This window comes from Nonomuraea sp. GTA35, assembly GCF_041950525.1.
In the GTDB taxonomy this organism is placed as follows: domain Bacteria; phylum Actinomycetota; class Actinomycetes; order Streptosporangiales; family Streptosporangiaceae; genus Nonomuraea.
The window spans coordinates 439602-456832 of the sequence record NZ_JBGNUV010000010.1 but is presented as its reverse complement, the minus strand read 5'-3'; the positions used below and the strand labels follow the sequence as shown (position 1 = coordinate 456832).

Genomic DNA, 17231 nt, shown 5'->3' with positions numbered 1-17231 from the left:
GGTGGCTGACCAGCGGGAAAGGCACGTGGAGCGCCCGATGCCGAGAGATTGGCACGTCGGGTGCGGCGGGCGGGCCGGGGAAACGGGTTAGCCGCAAGGCTGACACCGCGCCCCGGTCCGACCCGACTCTGCTGCAGTACATCGCTGACGAAGGCTACCGAAGGATGATCGGCACCCAGCTGAACGTGCAGGAGGCCCGGCACCGGCTGGCCCGGAAGATCGCCTTCGGCAACCGGGGCCAGCTACGCCAGCGCTACCGTGAGGGCTTGGAGGATCAGTTGGGCAGTCTGGGGTTGGCGTTGAACGCCGTCATCTGATGGAACAGCCTGTATCTGGACGCCGCCGTCAAGCACCTGCGCGGGCACGGGTTCCCGGTCACCGACGAGATGTGTGCGCGGCTGTCGCCGATCCAGTACGACCACATCAACTTCCTGGGCCGCTACGTCTTCTCCCGCGCTGATGTGACCGCGGGGTTGCGCGCCTTCCACGACAGCACTACCGACAACGGTTGACCTGGTTCAGGGAGCCGGTTCACACGGCCCCCGGTGGGTGGCCTGAGGCTGCGGCTGGCCAGCGGCGCTCAGGTCCCTGGGCGCTGCTTGATGCCCGCCTGTAGCAGGGCGACCACCTCGGCGATGCGCTGCGCCCGCACCTCGGGCCGGCCTTTGGTGGCATCGATCCAGCGCAGGTAGGCCCGCCGGTAGAACTGGGCGAGGGAGTCGAAGAAGGCGGCCGCTGCCGGGCTGGCCTCCAGTGCGGCGGCGAGGTCCTCGGCGAGATCGGCCCGCTGTGGCCCTTCCGGGGTGAGCACCACGCTCACCTGCGTACCCGGTTCCAGGCCGCACCGCAGCCAGGCCGGGCCTAGCAGGAAGCCGCGCTGCCCTGCGTGTTCGACGATCACCGCGCGGATGCCCATCCCGTTCAGCGTGCCGGTCACGTGATGGACTGGCTTGGGCGTCCACACCTGGTCCGGGTCGAACGGCACCGGGACGAACAGGCGTCCGCGCCCGCCCGGTCGGCTGTCGGTGGTGTAGTGCTGTTCCTGCACACCTTCGATCCTGCCACGGGGCACTTCTCGGGCCGAGAGCTCACGCGGTAGTGGTCAGGATGCGGCAGATTCCCTCGGGGCCGCAGTCGGCGGGGTCGATGTCTTGGGCCCTCTGGTGCAGATCCTGCAGCGCGGTGCGGGTGGCCAGCAGCTCGGCGATGCGTTGCTCGACCTGCTCCAGGTGGGTTTCGATCAACGTGGTGACGTGCCGGCAGGGTGGTTGTCCGGCGTCGCGGATGGCCAGCACGCCGCGGATCTCGGCCAGGGACAGGCCGGCCGCTTGTGCGTCGCGGATGAAGGCGAGCCGGTCGGCCGTCTCGGCCTGGTAGTCGCGGTAGCCAGCGGGCGTGCGGGGCGGGGCCGGCAGCAGGCCGGCCTGCTCGTAGAAGCGGATGGTCTTGGCCGACAGTCCCGCTATGGCGGCCAGGGTACCGATGCGCATGCCCCCAGGCTACGGTCTTGACCTTCCAGCGCATTGGAAGGTCTACCGTCGAACATACCGATCCGCAGGGCGTGAGCAGGAGGAGGCCGGTCCATGGAGCTGGTGGTGGTGACGGTGCCGGACTGCCCGAACGCGCCCGTGCTGGAGGCTCGCCTGGCCCAGGCGCTGGCCGAGGCCGGCGCCACAGCGGCCGCCACGATCACGCGCCGCACGGTGAGCGACGTCGAGCAGGCGGCGCGCTGGCAGATGCGCGGCTCACCGACCGTGCTGATCAACGGCCGCGACCCGTTCGCCGACCCCGCGATGGCGACCGGTCTGGCCTGCCGGATGTATCGCGATGAACAGGGCCGCCTGGAAGGGGCGCCGTCGGTGACGGCGTTGGTGGCGGCGCTGCGCCGTGCCCTGGGCCGTGCCCCGGGCGGCACGCTGGACCAGGCGCTCGCTCACGCCGGCGGCTCGGCCCCGAGCGAGCCAGCGTCCGGGTCGGTGCCGGTGTGGGCCGATGCGCTGGGGCGCGCCGGGGCCGGGCGGGCAGCTCCGGTGGAAGGCGGGCTGCAGGCGGTGCACCAGCAGGTGCTGCGCGGCTTCGCGAAAACTGGAGCGGCGCCGCAGGTGGCCGAGCTGGCCCGCGTGGCCGCTCCGTACGGCGTGAGCGCCGAGCAGGTGCTGGCCGAGTTGCACGCCGCCGACTTCCTGCGCCTGGACGACGCCGGACAAGGGGGCGGACGGATCCGGGCCGCCTACCCGTTCTCCGCCTCCCCGACCCCGCACCGAGTACAGATCGCCGGCGGGCCGGCCGTGTTCGCGATGTGCGCGATCGACGCGCTCGGCATCGCCGCGATGCTCGGCCGCGACGTGCGCATCACCTCGGCCGACCCGCACGACGGCCGGCCGGTCACCGTGGAAGTTCCTGCGCAGATCACGGCGGCCGGGCAGGCGCGCTGGGCCCCGGCGAGCGCGGTGGTGTACGCGGGCCAGCAGGCCGCCTGCGATGCCTGCCCGCCCGAACCCCTGCAGGCACCGGCTCCCGGGACCGGCTCGGCCGCCGCGGAGGTGTACTGCGGCTACGTCAACTTCTTCGCCGACTCCGCCAGCGCCCGCACCTGGGCCGAAGCCCACCCTCAGGTGAGCGGCCAAGTCCTGGACCAGCAGGCGGCCCTGCAGCTGGGCGTGGCCATCTTCGGCCCGCTCCTGGCCGAGACCAACCTCCAGTAACCGTTGCCGGGACCTGCCTCACCCATGCTGGCGACAAGAGAGGATTGTCGGCACGCGATCGACAATCTAACGTTGTCGTCATGGACAGCCCCGCGCTGAACACCCAAGCGATGATCGACGCTGTAGCCGCCCGAGCCGCCAGCACCGACGCGCTGGTGCTGCTGGAGGCGGCCATCACCTACGCCGCCCTGACCGGCCAGGCCGCCGACGCCATGGTCGACCACTACGTCCGCGCCGCCCGCGACGCCGGCCTGTCGTGGACCGACATCGGCCAGCGGCTGGGCATCTCCAAGCAGGCCGCCCGCCAGCGCTACGCTCCTCGGCTGGAGGTCAGTGGCGGGCCCGGCACCGAACCGGCCGCCATCGCCCCACGCCTGGCCGCCTGTCTGCAAGCCGCCCAGCAGGCCGCCGACGCCGAGACCAGCACCCCCGGCACCCAGCACCTGCTGCTCGGCCTTCTGCAGGTCGGCCGGGCCGCAGGCGTGCTGGACCGGCTCGGCGTCACCCGCGACAAGGTCCTGCAGGCCGCCTCCCGGCTGCTGCACCCGCACAGTGCCGGTGGAGCCGACAGCGGCGACCGCGACGGCGCCGGCGCCCGCACGGTGGGCGATGGCGAGGCCTACGACACGGTCATGCGGGCCCGCCGGTTCGCCGCCGGCCGCGGCCAGAACCTGGCCCACACCGAGCACCTGTTGTTCATCCTGGCCACCGACCCCGGCTGCTCGGCCCACCGCATCCTGGACGACCTCGGCGTCGATGCCGCCCATATCAAGAAGGAACTCGCCGACTGCATCCCGCCCCCGCCCCGGCCCGGACGCCGCGGCCGCAAGCTCGCCAAGCCCGGCCGGGCACAGCGTGCCTGCTCGTTTTGCGGCTGCACCGACCCGCACCGCGCCATGGTGCACGGGCCCGGCGTGCAGATCTGCGGCGAATGCGTCACCCTCGCGGGCGAGATCGTGGCGGCCCAGCACGAGCAGGCCGATCGCGAGCTTCAGCCCGGCCGGCGGCTCATCGGCTGAGCGAGGCCACCACCGCCTCACCCGCCTCCCCTTCGGCCGCTTGCACGGGGCGCCGTCGTGGGCCGAGCCCACCCTCATCATCACGTCCGCTCGTGCATGCCCTGTTACCGTTTGTTACCGATGTTGCAGGAGCGGCGGCAGCGCGCGAACGGACAGGGTGATCCTGATCAGGCTCGCCGGTACGGCCAACGCCAGGGGCCAGGGCGGCAGCGCCGGCATGCTGACGACGGCGGCCGTGAGCATGCCCGCGTCCAGCAGGATCAGGGCGCTGACGGCGACCAGGGTGGCGCTCTGGGTGCGGCGGTAGGCGTGCTTTTCCCGGACGACGCCGAGCAGAGTGAGTACGGTCGCGGCGAGTGCGAGGCCGTAGGCGATGCGCAGGGGTGGCGCGATGGGCCAGGTCCACATCTGGGCGGAGATCAAGGTCGCGCCCCAGAGCAGGGCCATGATCGGGCCGGTGGCCAGCAGCGCCATCGCCGTCCGCCGCCAGGGTGAGTTGCGGACGAAGGCTGCGGTGATCACTTCGGCGTCGCCGAACTCGGCGATCGCCGCGCGAGCGGCGGCGCCGGGCTCGCCGAGCGCGGCGAGGTGGGCCTCATAGGCTTCGGCCAGCCCGTCGGCCAGTTCTTCCACGGCCTGGTTCGGCAGCCGGCGGGCCAGGAGGGCGAGCTCGGCGTCGATCAGCTCGTGGCCGGCCATGGCCGTGTCCCCAGGGCTGCGGTGACCGCGCCGGCGAACTCCTGCCAGGTAGCCCGCTCGCCGCTCAGCGCGGCGCGGCCGTCGTCGGTGAGCTGGTAGGTGCGGCGGCGGCGGCCGCCGACCACCGACCAGCTCCCGCTGATCAGCCCGGCTCGTTCCAGCCGGTGCAGTGCCGGGTAGACGGTGCCGGTGGGCAGGTCGATCCGGCCCTCGGTGGCCTCGCGCAAAGCCTCCTTCACGGCGTAGCCGTGCCGTGGCCCGTCCTCCAGCGCGGCCAGCAGCAGGCCGTCCAGGTGTCCTTTGAGCGCTTCGGCCCTCATAGGTAGTAACGCTATATCGGGGCTTTCGTCCAGGCAAACGCCGGAGTAGCGTCGCTACATATAGCAATGCTACTTATGGAGCTGGTCATGGACGAGATCGACGTCCTCGGCATCCCGATCCCCGACGCGGGCCCGCTGTTCTTCGCCGCGCTGGCGATCCACATCGCCGCCGGCCTGACCGGCGTTGTGTGCGGCGCGGTGGCGGCCATGTCGCGCAAGGGCGGCCGGCGGCACATCAGATTCGGGCGCCTCTACCTATGGGCGATCGGGGTGGTGTGGGCGTCGATGACGGTCCTGTCGGTGATCCGCTGGCGGGAGAACGCGCACCTGTTCGCCGTCGGCTCGGCGGCTTTCGCCGCCGCGCTGGCCGGCTATCTCAACCGGCGGCGGCAGCCGGTCCTGCACATCGCCGGAATGGGAGCGTCCTACGTCGCCCTGCTCACCGGCTTCTACATCGACAACGGCCCGCATCTGCCGCCCTGGGACCGGCTGCCCGCCTGGAGCCACTGGGTGCTCCCCAGCCTGATCGGCATCCCTGTGATCGTCCGTGCGATCCAGCGCAGACTGCCCGGAAAGGCGGTGACGTCATGATCTTCACGCTGGCCGAAGCGGCTATCCAAGACCCGGGCGAGCTCGGCGTCAAGGCGGCCACCTTGGCGGCTCTGGCCAAGGACTTCCCGGTGCCGGACGGATTCGTGGTCCTGGCCGGCAGCCACCTCACGGCCGAGGACGTGGCCAGGATCGAGGCCGGGAGGATCGGCGCCGGAAGGTTCGCGGTGCGCTCCTCGGCGGTGGCCGAGGACCTGGCCGACGCCTCCTTCGCCGGCTTGTACGAGACCTTCCTGGACGTCGCGCCGCCCGATCTTCCCGATGCGGTACGGCGGTGCCGGGCCTCTGCCGATGCCGAGCGCGTCGGCGCCTATCGGCAGAGCGACGGCGCCATGGCGGTCCTGATCCAGCCGATGGTGAACGCCGACGCCGCCGGCGTGGCCTTCACCGCCAACCCGGTGACCGGTGCGCGGGAGGAGATCGTGGTGACGGCCGTGCGCGGGCTGGGTGAGGCGCTGGTGTCCGGTGCCGCGGTGGGCGAGGAATGGGTCATCGTGCGCGGCCGTACCGAGCGGACCAGAGCCGGCCAGGTCCTCCGAGCAGACCAGGCCGCCGCGGTCGCCGACCTCGCGCTGCGGGTGCAGGAGCGGCTCGGTGGCCCGCAGGACATCGAGTGGGCGATCGAGGACGGGCGGCTTTTCCTCCTGCAGGCCCGGCCGATGACCGCGCTGCCCGACCCCCTCACCTGGCAGCCGCCCGGGTCCGGCTTATGGTTGCGCAACTTCCGGCTCGGCGAGTGGCTGCCGGATCCGGTGACGCCGCTGTTCGCCGACTGGCTGCTGCCACGCCTGGATGAGGGGTTCAGGCAGGGCATGCGGGAGACCGCGGGCGCGGCCGTTCCGTTCGCCTATGCGGTGGTCCATGGCTGGTACTACACCCGCCCGACTCCGGTTCTGCGGGATCTGCCAGCGGCGATCTTCAGATCTCGCGACAGGATGCTGCACTTTATGATCAACGCGCTGATCCGTCCGGAACGAGACCCGGCCGGCGCGGATCGTGCGCTCCTGGGCCGGTTGTATCGGCGGTGGCGAGACGATCTCCTGCCCGCCTACCGCAAGCTCGCCGACGGCGCCGACGGCACCGACATCGATGCCATCGGCCTCATAGCCGGACGGCACCTGTGGTACCTCGCGGTGGTCGGCGGAGCGGCCTGGAAGATGGAAGCCTGCCTGGCCGCCTTCATCGACCGCCACCGCCTCGGTCGGCAGGCGCAGGTCCTGCTGAGCGGCCTGCCGGGCGCCGACCGCAGCACCCCGGCGCACGCGGTGCACAGCATCGACTGGTACCACCCCACCGCGGGCGAAACCGCAGCTGTCGATCGCCATCGTGATCCGGCTGCGGCGCGCCTCAGCGCGGAGCAGGCCTGCCGGGAAGGGCTCGCCCCCAAGGACCTGGCCCGCTTCACCGCCATCCTGGATACCGCTCAGCGCTACGCGGTCATTCGCGAACAGCAGGCCCGCGAGCTCACCCTCGGCTGGCCGCTGATGCGCGAGCACCTGCACCGGCTCGGCCGGACGCTCGTGGACGCCGGCATCATCACCGAGCCCGGCGACGTCTACTTCCTCACCCGAACCGAACTCGACCAGCCCGAGCAGCGCTTCGAGGCGGTCCGCGCACGCCGCACCAGCTGGGAACGGCAGCGCCGCCTGGCCGCCCCTCTCACGCTCGGCAGCCCGCCGCCGCTCATCGGCCGCCGCCTGGCGCACTCGCTGGGGCTGGTTCGCGCCGGCCGTAGCGACAACGCCCTGGCCGGGCAGGGCGCCAGCGCCGGACGGGCGAGCGGCCCGGTCCGCCTCGTGCACGGGCCGGAAGACTTCAGCAAGGTCGAACCGGGCGACGTACTGGTCGCCCGCGCCACCGCTCCGGCCTGGACGCCGCTGTTCGCCACGGTGGCCGCCGTCGTCACCGACGGCGGCACCCTGGCGGCCCACGCCTCACTGATCGCTCGCGAGTACGGCATCCCGGCCGTGGTGGCCACCGGCGATGCCACGCTACGGCTACGCGACGGGCAGATCGTCACCGTCGACGGCACCCAAGGAATTGTCCAGATCAGCTGATTCACTTCAGCCCGGCAGGAGGCTCACCGGCTGAGCGAGGCCGCCGCCTCGACCGCCTCGACCGCCTCCCCCGTCTCCCCGTCAGCCAGCACGCGGTAGACGCTGGCGACGGAGGGGAGCTGGCCCTTGTTCTTGCCCATGGGGATGACCAGCTTGGCCGCGATGTCGGGCACCGCCACGCCGCGAGCCCGCAGCGTCCGCGCATAGGCGATCATGTCGTCGTCGAGCACCTTGGGCCGCCCGCCGTGGCGGCCGCGCTCACGGGCTGAGGCCTGGCCCTCCAGCGACTTCTCCCGGATGTACTCGCGCTCGGACTCGGCCATCTCGGCGAAGAACGCGAACAGCGCCGCCCCGTGCCCGGACGGGACGTACACCCCCTGCAACGGGCCGGTCAGCAGCTCCAGCTGAATGTCGGCCCTGCGCAACTCCTCATTTCTGCGAACGCCACAGGCGGCTCAACCGCGCGGCGCATACATGATCACAGCGACGCCGGCCAGGCAGACCAGCGCACCGATCACATCCCACCGGTCGGGCCGGAACCCGTCGACGACCATGCCCCAGGCCAGCGACCCGGCGACGAACACGCCACCGTAGGCGGCCAGGATGCGGCCGAAGTTCGCATCCGGCTGCAGCGTGGCGACGAACCCGTACAGGCCCAGCGCGATGACGCCGGCTCCGATCCAGGCCAGGCCGCGCTGCTCGCGCACGCCTTGCCAGATCAGCCACGCGCCGCCGATCTCGGCGAGCGCGGCTAGGGCGAACAACGGCAGGGAACGGATGATCGTCATGGCAGGTAGTACACCGCACCCCCGCAGGCCACCCTTCGCCGGGCCATCCCCGTCAGGACTGCCGCTGGGGCTTGTGCGGTGTGGCGGGTGTTCAGCATCCGCAGCCGTTCCCGCCGCAGCCGCAGCTCCCCGCTGCGGCGGCGCGGGAGGCGCGGCGGCGGTGCAGCCACCACATGCCCGCCGCAGCGGCGATCAGCAGCCCGGCCACGGCCAGCAGCGTCTGCTCGGCCAGCGCGGCGCCGGCGCCGGTGAGCAGCCCGGCGCCGATCAGCAGCGGCAGGGCGCAGCATGCCGCGCACGCCAGCACCGCCAGAGTGGCGGTGACCTTGCTGCGCAGCGGTGGCCCGCCGCGGTTAGCGCCGGTGTCGCTGCCGGACTCGCGCGGCGCCCGGCCGGGAACCGACAGGGTCATCGGGACGGGCCCCGGGTTCGCGCCGGCGGGGGCGCTGCCACTCGCGGGGTGGTCGTGGTGGGTGCTCACGGCGGTCAGTTCTCCTCAGGGGTACGGCTGGCGGCCAGGTCGGCGAACGGCAGCGGGCAGTCGGGGCAGGTGCAGTGGGTCAGGCTGTCGCAGCCCGCGCTCACCACCGCGCTCAGCGCCGCCCGGATGGTGGTCAGGTCGGCGATCTTCTCGTCCACCTCGGCGATCTTGTCCTGGGCGCGGGCACGCAGGTCCGGGGTGGGGTGACCGCGCCGGCCGGTATCGATCAGCTCGGCCACCTCCTCCAGGGTGAAACCGAGCCGCTGGGCGGCCTTGATCACGGTCAGCAGGGTGACGGTCTCCGGCGGGTAGGCGCGGTGCCCGCCGGGGCTGCGCGCGGGTTCGGCGATCAGCCCGCGGCGCTCGTAGTAGCGCAGAGTCTGCAGGTTGACGCCGGCCTGCTCGGCCACCTGCCCGCTGCGCAGGTACGGCCCGCCTGCGCCCTGCAGTTCGATGTCCTGCCTCACTCCGGCCGCCCCGCTCCCGCGGCCGGCGCGGGCGCGCGGTTGCCCTCGAAGGCCAGCCCCGCCTCGGCCCAGTCCTGCTTGCCTCCAGCGTAGACGCGCACGTCGGCGTAGCCGAGCCGGGCGAACGCCGCAGCGGCCATCTTCGAGCGGTTGCAGTACGGGCCCGAGCAGTAGAGCACCACCGTGGCCGCCCGATCGGGGGCGACTTGGGCGGCGAGCTCGGCAGACACCTGGCCGGGCACGTTGCGTGCGCCGGGGATGTGCTCGGCGGCGAAGGCGTCGGCCAGCAGGGCCTCCACCAGCTGCACGGTCCCAGTCTGGCGCAGCGCGATCAGGTCCTCGCGGATGATGCGGTCCATCACATTCCTTTCCGTGCGGTCGTCGCGCGGCCGCGTCAGGAGAAAGCGGCCGCGGCGCCGGTGCGGGCCTGCAGGGCGTCCAGCACCTCGACGTGCTGCGTGGGCACCGTCACCTCCAGGGTGAGGCTGCCGTCGGCGATGGTGAGGGTGAAGGTGAAGAAGGAGCAGCAGCCGTTCTCCCGGGCCGTCAGTTCGGCGGCCCGGGCGGCATGCTCCGGGCTGAAGACGAGCTCCAGGCGCAGCCGGGTGCGCTCCGGCCGCGCCAGGTCCTGCACCGCGTCGGCGAACAAGGCGTCGAACTCGGCCACCCGCAGCGGCTGCTCGGCGGTGGGCAGGGTGCAAGCGGAGGGGGCCCATCCCAGGTCAAGGGCGATGTCTTGGGTCATACCTCGACGGTAAACCTGTACCTGGGTACCGGATGCAAGCCCTGCGGCCGACCTTTTTGCCGGTGAGGGCAGGGGGCTCCATCCGTCGGCCGTCGCGGTCAGCCGACCGTGTAGCGCAGGGGGTCGGCCGGGTCGGCGATGAAGTGCAGGCCCTTGCTCGCCAGGCGCTTCTCCAACACTTCGGGGCTTTGCGGGGCGGTCTCGGGCAGCTGGTAGTACTCCTCCAGGATGGCGCGGGCGGTGTCGTTGTCGCTGACCGCGCAGTCCCAGATCACCTGATCGCCCTCGACGGTGATGTCGAAGGCGAAGAACGCGCAGCAGGCTTTCTCCCGCGCGGCCAGGTCCCGCACCCACGCCGCCACGCCGGGCTCGGCGCGCAGCCGGAAGCGGATGCCCTGACCAGTCTTGGCGCGGCTGACGAGGTGCTGGCCGAACAGGTACCGGTATTCCTCCAGTCGCTGCTGGGCGGTGTCGGAGGCGGTGGTCATGTCGCAGACGATGGGGGTGGAAGCGGCAGGGATGTCCACGGCGAGGCTCCTTCTCGGTGGTGGGCGCTCTTGTGGCGCCCTCAGAGCAACCGTAGAGTCTGGACTTGAGTCCAGAGTCAAGAGGTGAAGCGTCGTGAAAATCGGACAGGTCGCCCGCGAGGCCGGGGTCGCCGTGGACACCGTCCGCTTCTACGAGCGGCGCGGCATCCTGCCCGTCGCCGAGCGCCGGCCTTCGGGATATCGCATCTTCGACGCCGCGGCGGTCGAGCGCATCCAGATGGCCAAGGCCCTGCAGGAACTCGGCTTCACCCTGGACGAGGTCGTCGACGCCCTCACCTCCCACGACCAGGGCGGGGCCACCTGCGACAGCGAGCGCTGGCGGCTGGAAGCGGTGGTGGACCGGCTCGACGCCAAAATCGCCGAGCTGACCCGGGCCCGGCAGGCCGCTGCAGAGAGCCTGCAGGACTGCCAGGCCGGCCGATGCCGCCTCACGTACGGCCACGCCGACCACTAGACGCTACGTTGTCTCCGATCGCAGCTACCTGAGCGGGACCCTGATGCTGTGATTCTCGCCGCCCCGTAGCGCCAAAATCCGGTCTGATCCTCCTCGGATGCCTCCTGGACGGTTACCGCATCGGCGCTGTGCGGTACGTGGCCCTCATCGCCCACCGCCAAAAGTGCTCCGGGGATTGATGATCTTTGCTGGCCATGCTTCAGCCAACACGGCGCTCCAGGCGTGCCGGAAGTAGTGCAGATCGTAGGGTGCGAGAGCGTCGTAGGCCGGCTTCATGTCCGCCGGTGGCACGGCGGCACGTTCGTGGAGCTGCGGCAACAAGCAGTGAAGGTCAGGGATAGGCTGGCCGGTCAGGCGCGCGAGATCGCCCAGACCTGCGATCGGCTGGATGAGGCAAGGCAAGCCGACCAGGATGGCCTCGGCAGCACAGCGGCTCCAGCCTTCGGCTATCTCAGGAGCGAACAAACCGACGTCACAGGCCCGCAGCAGGCGAAGGTACTGCTGGCGGGCCAGCGTGAAGTGCAGGCCGGTCCGGCCGATGGTGTTGTTCCCCGTGGGCGCGTGGCAGGCCCTGTTCGGCTCGGCATTCGTCCTTGTCGAGGCTGCGTGCCTGGTCGATCTCCCTCAGGTCGAAGGAGTTGTAGATGACGTGCACCCTGTCCACAGCGCGGGCTCGGAGGAAGCGGGCCAGTACGGGGCAACGCACACTACGGCCGCGCATTGCGGCAGGACACTGAACAGTTGCTGCCATAGCTGGGCCTGAATCGGCGAGGCATCGTGCTGGAGCGGCTCGTAGTGGTGAAAGATAAAGATCGTCCGGGCTCTCATGGCGGGAGTGAAGAACAGCAGGCTGAGGTCGTCCCAGACGAAGACTCCAGGAGCGTCGTGCAGGGCGCGGATGTATGGCGCGATGGTGGCCAGGTGCCGCATCGTACGCCAGCTGCGAATTTGATCACTGCGCTTGAAGTCCGGGATGGTCCGCCAGGTGAACTCATCGCTGGTCAACTGCTGGAGCATGCGCAGATAGACGCGGCCTCCCGTGTGGCCGGTAGGAGTCAAGGAATGGATGACGGGCTTCATGAAGCGCTGGTCCGGTATCGGTGGAGCTCTACCTCAAGCAGTTCGTACGCCCTCTTGAGCGACGGGCTCTCGACCTGGGCCGCCCTTGTGAGGGGCAAGTAGAAGTCGACCAGCGAGGCGATGAACCGCTGGCGGCGCTCATTGTCCGGAGAACGGCCCAGGTCACGAAGGTTGTGGATGCGGTCGGCGAACCGGACGAGGAGTCCCTCCAGACTCAGGTTCTGGATCTTGATACGCCAGTCGCCTTCGTCCATGGCCCGCTTCGGGCGATTTTCGAGGCGATGGTCAGGAGTCATGGCCCGCAGTTCCTCGGCGAAGAGGCGGCCCAGGTGAGCGGCGATCTCGGGCTCGGAACCGGGAGATAGCTCCAGGGCATCGTGCAGCAGGCCCAGGAGCAGGGTTTCGGGCTGGGTGACGAGCAGCTCGTCGCGCAGGATCGTGACCACGGCAAGGGGATGCTCGATGTAGGGAGTGCCCTGGTCGCGTACTTTTCCTTCATAGACGGCGAGGGCCAGGTCGGCTGCGGCCAGAGCACGGTCGCGATGTGCGGTGTGCCAGGTGTCCGCGCCCAGGATGGCGAGGATGCTGTCGCTGTGGTGCATGGTCGACTACCTCGTGGAGAGCTTGTCGGAGATGAGCAGGGCATCGTTGACGACGACGGCGTCCAAGCCGAGATCGCCGGCAGCGCGTACTGCCTGCTCGGCACTCATCAGGATGGGGGCGCTCTTGGTGTTGAAAGAGGTGTTCAGCAGCATGGGGAGTCCGGTCAGCCGGTGAAATTCCTCCAGGAGCGGGCGAAGCCCAGCGTGGTGCTTGGCGATGCTCTGCAGGCGGGTGGTGCCGTCGTGGTGAACGACCGCGGCGATCTGAGAGGCACGGCAGCGCCGTGCTGAGGCGACGCGGTTCATGAAGGGGTCGCCCGGGGCCATGAACCAGTCGTGCACACGCTCAGCGATCACGGCCGGAGCGAACGGGCGGTAGGCGGCACGCTGCTTGATGGCGTTGAGACGATCGCGGGTCTCCGTGTGGCCCGGGTGGGCCAGGATGGAACGATGTCCGAGGGCACGCGGGCCGAACTCCATTCCGCCCTGGACCCAGCCCACCACGCGATGCTCGGCGAGCAGTCCCGCGACGGCAGGGATGAGGCGATCTCCCAGACCGCTGATCAGCCGATGTCCCGCCGGGATCGCCGAGGACGGGATCGGGCCGGGATGAGGTCCCCATGCGGCGTCCACCGGCACGGGAAGTGGTGGCTGGCACAGCTGATAGTGCCAACCGTACAGAGCGGCTCCGAGCGCCGTGCCGGCGTCGTGCGGGGCCGGGGCGATGAACAGCGTGTCGAAGTCTGCTTCCGCGGCGAGGCGTCCGTTCAGGTGGGAATTGAGCGCGCACCCCCCTGAGAAGACGAGGCTGGTCGCCTCGGTGATGCGGCGCAGGTGACGAGCGACATGGATGACAGCGCAGGAGAAGGCCTCTTGCACGGCTGCTGCGAGGTCGGCGCGCTCCGCGAATGAGGCGTCCGCCACCGAGCCGGCCGTCCATGTCCGATCCCCGATGCGTATGGGTGTGGTGGTATCGGCCGAACCGTAGGGCGGCTCGATGTGGACGATGCCTTCGGCGGCCAGGTGGAGAAGCTGCTGAACGTCGTGCCTGTATCGGCTGGGATCGCCGAAGGCGGCCATGGCCATGAGGCTGCCTTCTGCTTCATCACCAGGCGGAATGATCCGCAAAGCGAAGTTGCGGTAGAAGTGCCCGAGAGAAGAGTGCACCCGGCGAGGACCGGGCAGGACGGCGGGCGTGGCCTGGTAGACGCGGTCGATGCGGTTCGGGGTCAGGTCGTACCCCGTGATGCGTTCGCGTCCTGGCCCGAAGTCGGCGCCGAGCGCGGAGCCGCCGGCGTCGATGACGAGCCCCGCGGCGTGGTCGAGTCCCGACAGAAGATAGCCGGACATCGCGTGCGCGGTGTGGTGGGACATGAGCCGCAGCCGCGACCCGAGCGGCTCGGGCAGGGCGGCTGCCAGTTCGTCGTGCTCGGTGCTCAGCCATGTGCCTGCCGCGGGAGTGGGCCGCATGGAGGGCACCCACACCGCGTCGATGTCGTCGGGGTCGAGGCTTGCGGCGTCGAGACACCAGGTGAGCGCCTGGGTGGGCGGGGTGAGCACGGATTTCCATTGATGTTGGCGGTGGTGCTTGATGCCGCTCCAGCGTTCCTCTTCGGCCGCGTACAGGCGCCCGTCGACGATCAGTGCGGCGGAGGTGTCGTGGTGGAAGTTCAGTCCGAGGACAGCGGTCATGCCGGGGTCACCTTCCGGACGGGACGACGGAGGCTCCGGAGTCGGTGTACTCGTGGCACCGGAGGCAGAAGTGGTAGTGCTGGCGCCGGGGTGCGAAGACCTTCGCGGCGAAGTCGTGATCCCAGACGCTGAACTCGCTGTCTTCCTGCGCCATGGCGTTGAAGCAGCGGTAGCAGGAGCCGTCGAGCTCGATCATGAGGTGCTGATCGAGGTAGCGGGCGCAGAGTCCGTGGAGCTGGTTCGTCGGTTGTCCGACGTCGATGTGGTGAACGTGGTTGGTGACGTGGACGGCGCCGTACTGATCGCATAGCGCCGCCAGCCGGCCGAGGCGCGGTTCGTCGATCGCTTCGAGGACGCTGTTGACGACGACGGTCTTTCCGGCCTGGCGCAGCACGGGTACGACGGTCTCGACCTGCTCGAAGTTGCCGTGCTCGTCGTCGCAGCCGATGAGGATCTGGTCGTAGCACTCCACGGCCGTCGCCACGAGGCGCCGGTTGCGGGCCAGGGTGATGGCGTTGGTGCCGAGGACCATCACCGTCTCGGGCAGACGGGCGCGAGCCAGGCGGCTCAGCTCCGGGAAGTCTCGGTGGACGGTCGGTTCGCCGCCGTTGATGTGCAGCTGCCGGAACGGGATCGGCTCCAGCCGGTCGAGGATGGTGGAGAACAGCTCCACGGGCATGTTCTCGCCCTGCGCCCCGTTGGCGAAGATGCAGAATCCGCAGTCGCGGTTGCACTTGGTCGTAATCTTTATCTTGGCGGTCTTCAGGATTCGAGTGCTCACGACGGATCTCCCGCGTTGAAAAAGTCCTCCACCAGCGTGCGGTGTCGTCGCCAGCTGGTGAGGGTGTCGCTGAGGACGCGTCGGGTGGTGGCGCCGGTGGGCAGCAGGTCGGCCATGCGCGCTACCAAGCGCTGGTGCCGTGTGGCCTGGTCCGACGCGAATCCGCGTAGAGCTGCTGCGGCGCCCTGCAACTCTCGGGCCTCGCGCCGGATGAGGTAGGCGGTTGCGGTACCGGGTGGCGGATCGAGGTAATACAGCCAGCGGGCGACGCGGACGCGGAGCATCCCGGCCGCCATCGTGACGGTCGGTGGCGACGCTTCGTTCTCGGCCGGGGCGGGGAGATACCGCATGGCCGCCGCCACTGCGGCATGCGTGTCACGAAGCAGCTCGGCGATGGGCTGATCGTGCCGATCACGCGCCCGGTGCACGAATGCCTGCCCGTGGTGCTCAAGATCAGGAGGGTGCCATTGCGCCAGGGCGGCGAACTTTCCAGGACACCGGGTACGAGTGGCCAGCGACGCGATGGCGAACCAGCAGGGCGCGAGGTAGTGCCACAGGACGCAGTGGCGGTGGTAGCCGGCGAGATCGACGTGGACGTTGTCCGCGCTGTCGTCGGAGAGCCGGTACCGCCCGCCGATCCGCGCATTGAGGATGCCCCGGTAGAACAACTCATCGACACCGCTCCACGGGGCCATCTGCGCCTGGGACTTCCAGCGGTGGAAGGTCCGTGGATGCCCGCTGATCAGGCTCCATGTGGCCAGCTCCGCCGGCGCGACATGGCGCTGCTCGACCTCCGACAGGGTGAAGGCGAATCCGGGCGGATGCTCCAGCATGCGGCGGTTGGCGACGTTCCGGGAGACGATCGCCGTGTGTGCTGCGGCGAGGAGGTGGTTCCACTCCCACCAGTTCTGCGGCGGGTCAGCGAGGAGGATCCGGAGGTCGAGGTCCGAATGCGGAGCCAGGAGGTCCGCCAACTTCCACTTGTGGGCGAGCACGGACGCCGGGATTCCCCGGACGCCCAGCTCTCGCGCGTACGTGCTGCCGAGCTGAACGTACGGCGATGTCTCCTGAGCAAGCACGGCCGTCACGGTGCCTCCACCGACCCCGTACGGCCACAGGACGAGCCAGAGGAGAGGACGGGAAGCATGACGGGTGCCCCGAAGGGGCGTTCCATCCGATCCCAGCGCAGGTCGTAGTCCACGTAGTGATAGCCCTGCCAGGCAGAGTTGCCGTCGCGGTCGAGCATGGCGCGGAACAGATGGGCGAACGCCTCAGTCAGCGTGCCGCTTGCGAGGTGCGGTTTCAGCGCGATGTCGCGGTTGTGGAGGATGCACGGCCTGGCCACTCCACTCGGTGTGATCTTGATGCGGTTGGCGTCCGAGCAGGTGGCGCAGCTGGAGTTGGAGATGAAGCCGACGGACCCCGCCCATCCCTCCGGTCTCAGGTAGTTGCCGGGGCTGCGAACTCCGAGATCCTTACGCGAGACCTCGCCTGCGCCGTCGAGCCATAGTTGAAGGTGAGGCCGGACCTCGGCCTCGGACATGTACTCCTCGTCGAAGATCGCGGAAGCCGGACCGATGTTCTGCAGTTCGATGAGCCGGACTGCCACCGGCAGATCCTTGGCCATCCAGGCGACCTGGAGTGCGTCCTCAAGGTACGAGCGCTGCACCACGCAGTTGATCTTCACCTTGAGCTGGAGACCAAGCGCTGCACGGATGGTTTCTCGCGCCCGAACGGGATCTCCACCGCCCATGATCCGCGCCGAGCGGCCGCGGTCGAGGCTGTGGAGGGAGACGTTGATGTACGTCAGTCCAGCTCCGGCCAGCTGATCGACGGTCAGTCCGCGCCGGAGGTTCCCGTGCGTGGTCATGCCGATGGACGCTCCCGCACCGAGTCCACCGGCCAGGGCAGCGATCACTTCGAGAATGTCGGAGCGCAAGGTCGGCTCCCCGCCAGAGCTGTGCGCCTTCTTCACCTTCCAAGCAGCGGCTTCGCGAGCGATCACGGCGTAGTCGTCGGCGCTCAGAGGATGGTCTTTGTGTCCGTAATCGGGCATGCACCGCGGCTTGCAGAAGACACAGTCGAGGTTGCAGAGCGAGTTGAGGGTGAACGCGAGATAGGGATGGTTGCGACCAGTCGCAGAGAAGGCCGCGAGCAGCGCACTACGTTCGGTTCCAGACATCT

The 17231-nt window shown here is 69.9% G+C and carries 24 protein-coding genes and 1 pseudogene; 7 read left to right on the top strand and 18 right to left on the bottom strand.

The window, feature by feature from the left end:
- Positions 1 to 164: 164 nt before the first annotated feature.
- Positions 165 to 383: pseudogene (locus tag ACBJ32_RS38990) on the top strand (Tn3 family transposase); the annotation flags it as partial.
- A 3-nt stretch (positions 384 to 386) separates the two neighbouring features.
- Positions 387 to 512, top strand: coding sequence for a hypothetical protein (locus tag ACBJ32_RS38985; RefSeq protein WP_375131016.1), 126 nt, complete (start codon positions 387 to 389; stop codon positions 510 to 512).
- 68 nt (positions 513 to 580) lie between these two features.
- Here the strand turns inward: ACBJ32_RS38985 and ACBJ32_RS38980 are convergent, their stop codons facing one another.
- Entirely contained in the window at positions 581 to 1048 is a 468-nt protein-coding gene (locus ACBJ32_RS38980; RefSeq protein WP_375131008.1) for a YdeI/OmpD-associated family protein, read from the bottom strand.
- 40 nt (positions 1049 to 1088) lie between these two features.
- Positions 1089 to 1490: a heavy metal-responsive transcriptional regulator gene (locus tag ACBJ32_RS38975; RefSeq protein WP_375131007.1), complete on the bottom strand. Its 402-nt coding sequence runs from the start codon at positions 1488 to 1490 to the stop codon at positions 1089 to 1091.
- A 93-nt stretch (positions 1491 to 1583) separates the two neighbouring features.
- Between ACBJ32_RS38975 and ACBJ32_RS38970 the strand changes: the two genes are divergently transcribed.
- Complete coding sequence (locus ACBJ32_RS38970; protein WP_375131006.1) at positions 1584 to 2705, top strand: alkylmercury lyase family protein; 1122 nt, start codon at positions 1584 to 1586, stop codon at positions 2703 to 2705.
- 80 nt (positions 2706 to 2785) lie between these two features.
- Positions 2786 to 3724, top strand: a complete 939-nt coding sequence (locus ACBJ32_RS38965) for a Clp protease N-terminal domain-containing protein (protein ID WP_375131005.1) — start codon at positions 2786 to 2788, stop codon at positions 3722 to 3724.
- A gap of 114 nt (positions 3725 to 3838) precedes the next feature.
- Here ACBJ32_RS38965 and ACBJ32_RS38960 read toward each other — a convergent pair whose 3' ends face one another.
- Together ACBJ32_RS38960 and ACBJ32_RS38955 are read right to left on the bottom strand one after the other, a co-directional pair.
- On the bottom strand, positions 3839 to 4423 hold the full coding sequence (locus ACBJ32_RS38960) for a hypothetical protein (RefSeq protein ID WP_375131004.1): 585 nt from the start codon (positions 4421 to 4423) through the stop codon (positions 3839 to 3841).
- A complete protein-coding gene (locus ACBJ32_RS38955) occupies positions 4405 to 4743 on the bottom strand; it encodes a PadR family transcriptional regulator (protein WP_375131003.1) in 339 nt (112 codons plus the stop codon). The genes ACBJ32_RS38960 and ACBJ32_RS38955 overlap by 19 nt, the downstream gene beginning before the upstream one ends.
- 87 nt (positions 4744 to 4830) lie before the next feature.
- On the opposite strand from ACBJ32_RS38955, the gene ACBJ32_RS38950 reads away from it, so the two are divergent.
- Positions 4831 to 5334 (top strand): hypothetical protein, encoded by a 504-nt coding sequence (locus ACBJ32_RS38950; protein ID WP_375131002.1) that lies wholly within the window; start codon positions 4831 to 4833, stop codon positions 5332 to 5334.
- Positions 5331 to 7409 (top strand): PEP/pyruvate-binding domain-containing protein, encoded by a 2079-nt coding sequence (locus tag ACBJ32_RS38945; RefSeq protein WP_375131001.1) that lies wholly within the window; start codon positions 5331 to 5333, stop codon positions 7407 to 7409. Before ACBJ32_RS38950 ends, ACBJ32_RS38945 begins: the two co-directional genes overlap by 4 nt.
- A gap of 23 nt (positions 7410 to 7432) precedes the next feature.
- Here the strand turns inward: ACBJ32_RS38945 and ACBJ32_RS38940 are convergent, their stop codons facing one another.
- The 7 genes from ACBJ32_RS38940 to ACBJ32_RS38910 form a co-directional block, all read right to left on the bottom strand.
- Positions 7433 to 7834 carry a hypothetical protein gene (locus tag ACBJ32_RS38940; protein ID WP_375131000.1) on the bottom strand — a complete coding sequence of 134 codons (402 nt, stop codon included), beginning with the start codon at positions 7832 to 7834 and terminating at the stop codon, positions 7433 to 7435.
- A gap of 30 nt (positions 7835 to 7864) precedes the next feature.
- Positions 7865 to 8197 (bottom strand): YnfA family protein, encoded by a 333-nt coding sequence (locus ACBJ32_RS38935; RefSeq protein WP_375130999.1) that lies wholly within the window; start codon positions 8195 to 8197, stop codon positions 7865 to 7867.
- Between the two features lie 91 nt (positions 8198 to 8288).
- A complete protein-coding gene (locus ACBJ32_RS38930) occupies positions 8289 to 8678 on the bottom strand; it encodes a hypothetical protein (protein WP_375130998.1) in 390 nt (129 codons plus the stop codon).
- 5 nt (positions 8679 to 8683) lie between these two features.
- Positions 8684 to 9145 (bottom strand): MerR family transcriptional regulator, encoded by a 462-nt coding sequence (locus tag ACBJ32_RS38925; protein WP_375130997.1) that lies wholly within the window; start codon positions 9143 to 9145, stop codon positions 8684 to 8686.
- Positions 9142 to 9504 carry a rhodanese-like domain-containing protein gene (locus tag ACBJ32_RS38920; RefSeq protein ID WP_375130996.1) on the bottom strand — a complete coding sequence of 121 codons (363 nt, stop codon included), beginning with the start codon at positions 9502 to 9504 and terminating at the stop codon, positions 9142 to 9144. The genes ACBJ32_RS38925 and ACBJ32_RS38920 overlap by 4 nt, the downstream gene beginning before the upstream one ends.
- Before the next feature lie 35 nt (positions 9505 to 9539).
- Positions 9540 to 9890, bottom strand: a complete 351-nt coding sequence (locus tag ACBJ32_RS38915) for a hypothetical protein (RefSeq protein WP_375130995.1) — start codon at positions 9888 to 9890, stop codon at positions 9540 to 9542.
- Between the two features lie 98 nt (positions 9891 to 9988).
- The gene (locus ACBJ32_RS38910) at positions 9989 to 10417 is read right to left on the bottom strand and encodes a hypothetical protein (protein ID WP_375130994.1); all 429 of its coding nucleotides are present in this window, start codon (positions 10415 to 10417) and stop codon (positions 9989 to 9991) included.
- A 94-nt stretch (positions 10418 to 10511) separates the two neighbouring features.
- On the opposite strand from ACBJ32_RS38910, the gene ACBJ32_RS38905 reads away from it, so the two are divergent.
- Positions 10512 to 10892: a MerR family transcriptional regulator gene (locus ACBJ32_RS38905; protein ID WP_375130993.1), complete on the top strand. Its 381-nt coding sequence runs from the start codon at positions 10512 to 10514 to the stop codon at positions 10890 to 10892.
- 144 nt (positions 10893 to 11036) lie between these two features.
- Here the strand turns inward: ACBJ32_RS38905 and ACBJ32_RS38900 are convergent, their stop codons facing one another.
- From ACBJ32_RS38900 to ACBJ32_RS38870, 7 genes are all read right to left on the bottom strand, one after another.
- Positions 11037 to 11357, bottom strand: coding sequence for a hypothetical protein (locus tag ACBJ32_RS38900; RefSeq protein ID WP_375130992.1), 321 nt, complete (start codon positions 11355 to 11357; stop codon positions 11037 to 11039).
- Between the two features lie 159 nt (positions 11358 to 11516).
- The gene (locus ACBJ32_RS38895) at positions 11517 to 11972 is read right to left on the bottom strand and encodes a hypothetical protein (protein WP_375130991.1); all 456 of its coding nucleotides are present in this window, start codon (positions 11970 to 11972) and stop codon (positions 11517 to 11519) included.
- Positions 11969 to 12574 carry an HD domain-containing protein gene (locus tag ACBJ32_RS38890; protein ID WP_375130990.1) on the bottom strand — a complete coding sequence of 202 codons (606 nt, stop codon included), beginning with the start codon at positions 12572 to 12574 and terminating at the stop codon, positions 11969 to 11971. The genes ACBJ32_RS38895 and ACBJ32_RS38890 overlap by 4 nt, the downstream gene beginning before the upstream one ends.
- Positions 12575 to 12580: 6 nt before the next feature.
- Complete coding sequence (locus ACBJ32_RS38885; protein ID WP_375130989.1) at positions 12581 to 14266, bottom strand: carbamoyltransferase C-terminal domain-containing protein; 1686 nt, start codon at positions 14264 to 14266, stop codon at positions 12581 to 12583.
- Positions 14267 to 14273: 7 nt separating this feature from the next.
- Positions 14274 to 15047, bottom strand: a complete 774-nt coding sequence (locus tag ACBJ32_RS38880) for a radical SAM protein (RefSeq protein WP_375130988.1) — start codon at positions 15045 to 15047, stop codon at positions 14274 to 14276.
- On the bottom strand, positions 15044 to 16135 hold the full coding sequence (locus tag ACBJ32_RS38875) for a hypothetical protein (protein ID WP_375130987.1): 1092 nt from the start codon (positions 16133 to 16135) through the stop codon (positions 15044 to 15046). The genes ACBJ32_RS38880 and ACBJ32_RS38875 overlap by 4 nt, the downstream gene beginning before the upstream one ends.
- Positions 16132 to 17229 carry a radical SAM protein gene (locus tag ACBJ32_RS38870; protein ID WP_375130986.1) on the bottom strand — a complete coding sequence of 366 codons (1098 nt, stop codon included), beginning with the start codon at positions 17227 to 17229 and terminating at the stop codon, positions 16132 to 16134. Before ACBJ32_RS38870 ends, ACBJ32_RS38875 begins: the two co-directional genes overlap by 4 nt.
- Between the last annotated feature and the right edge of the window lie 2 nt (positions 17230 to 17231).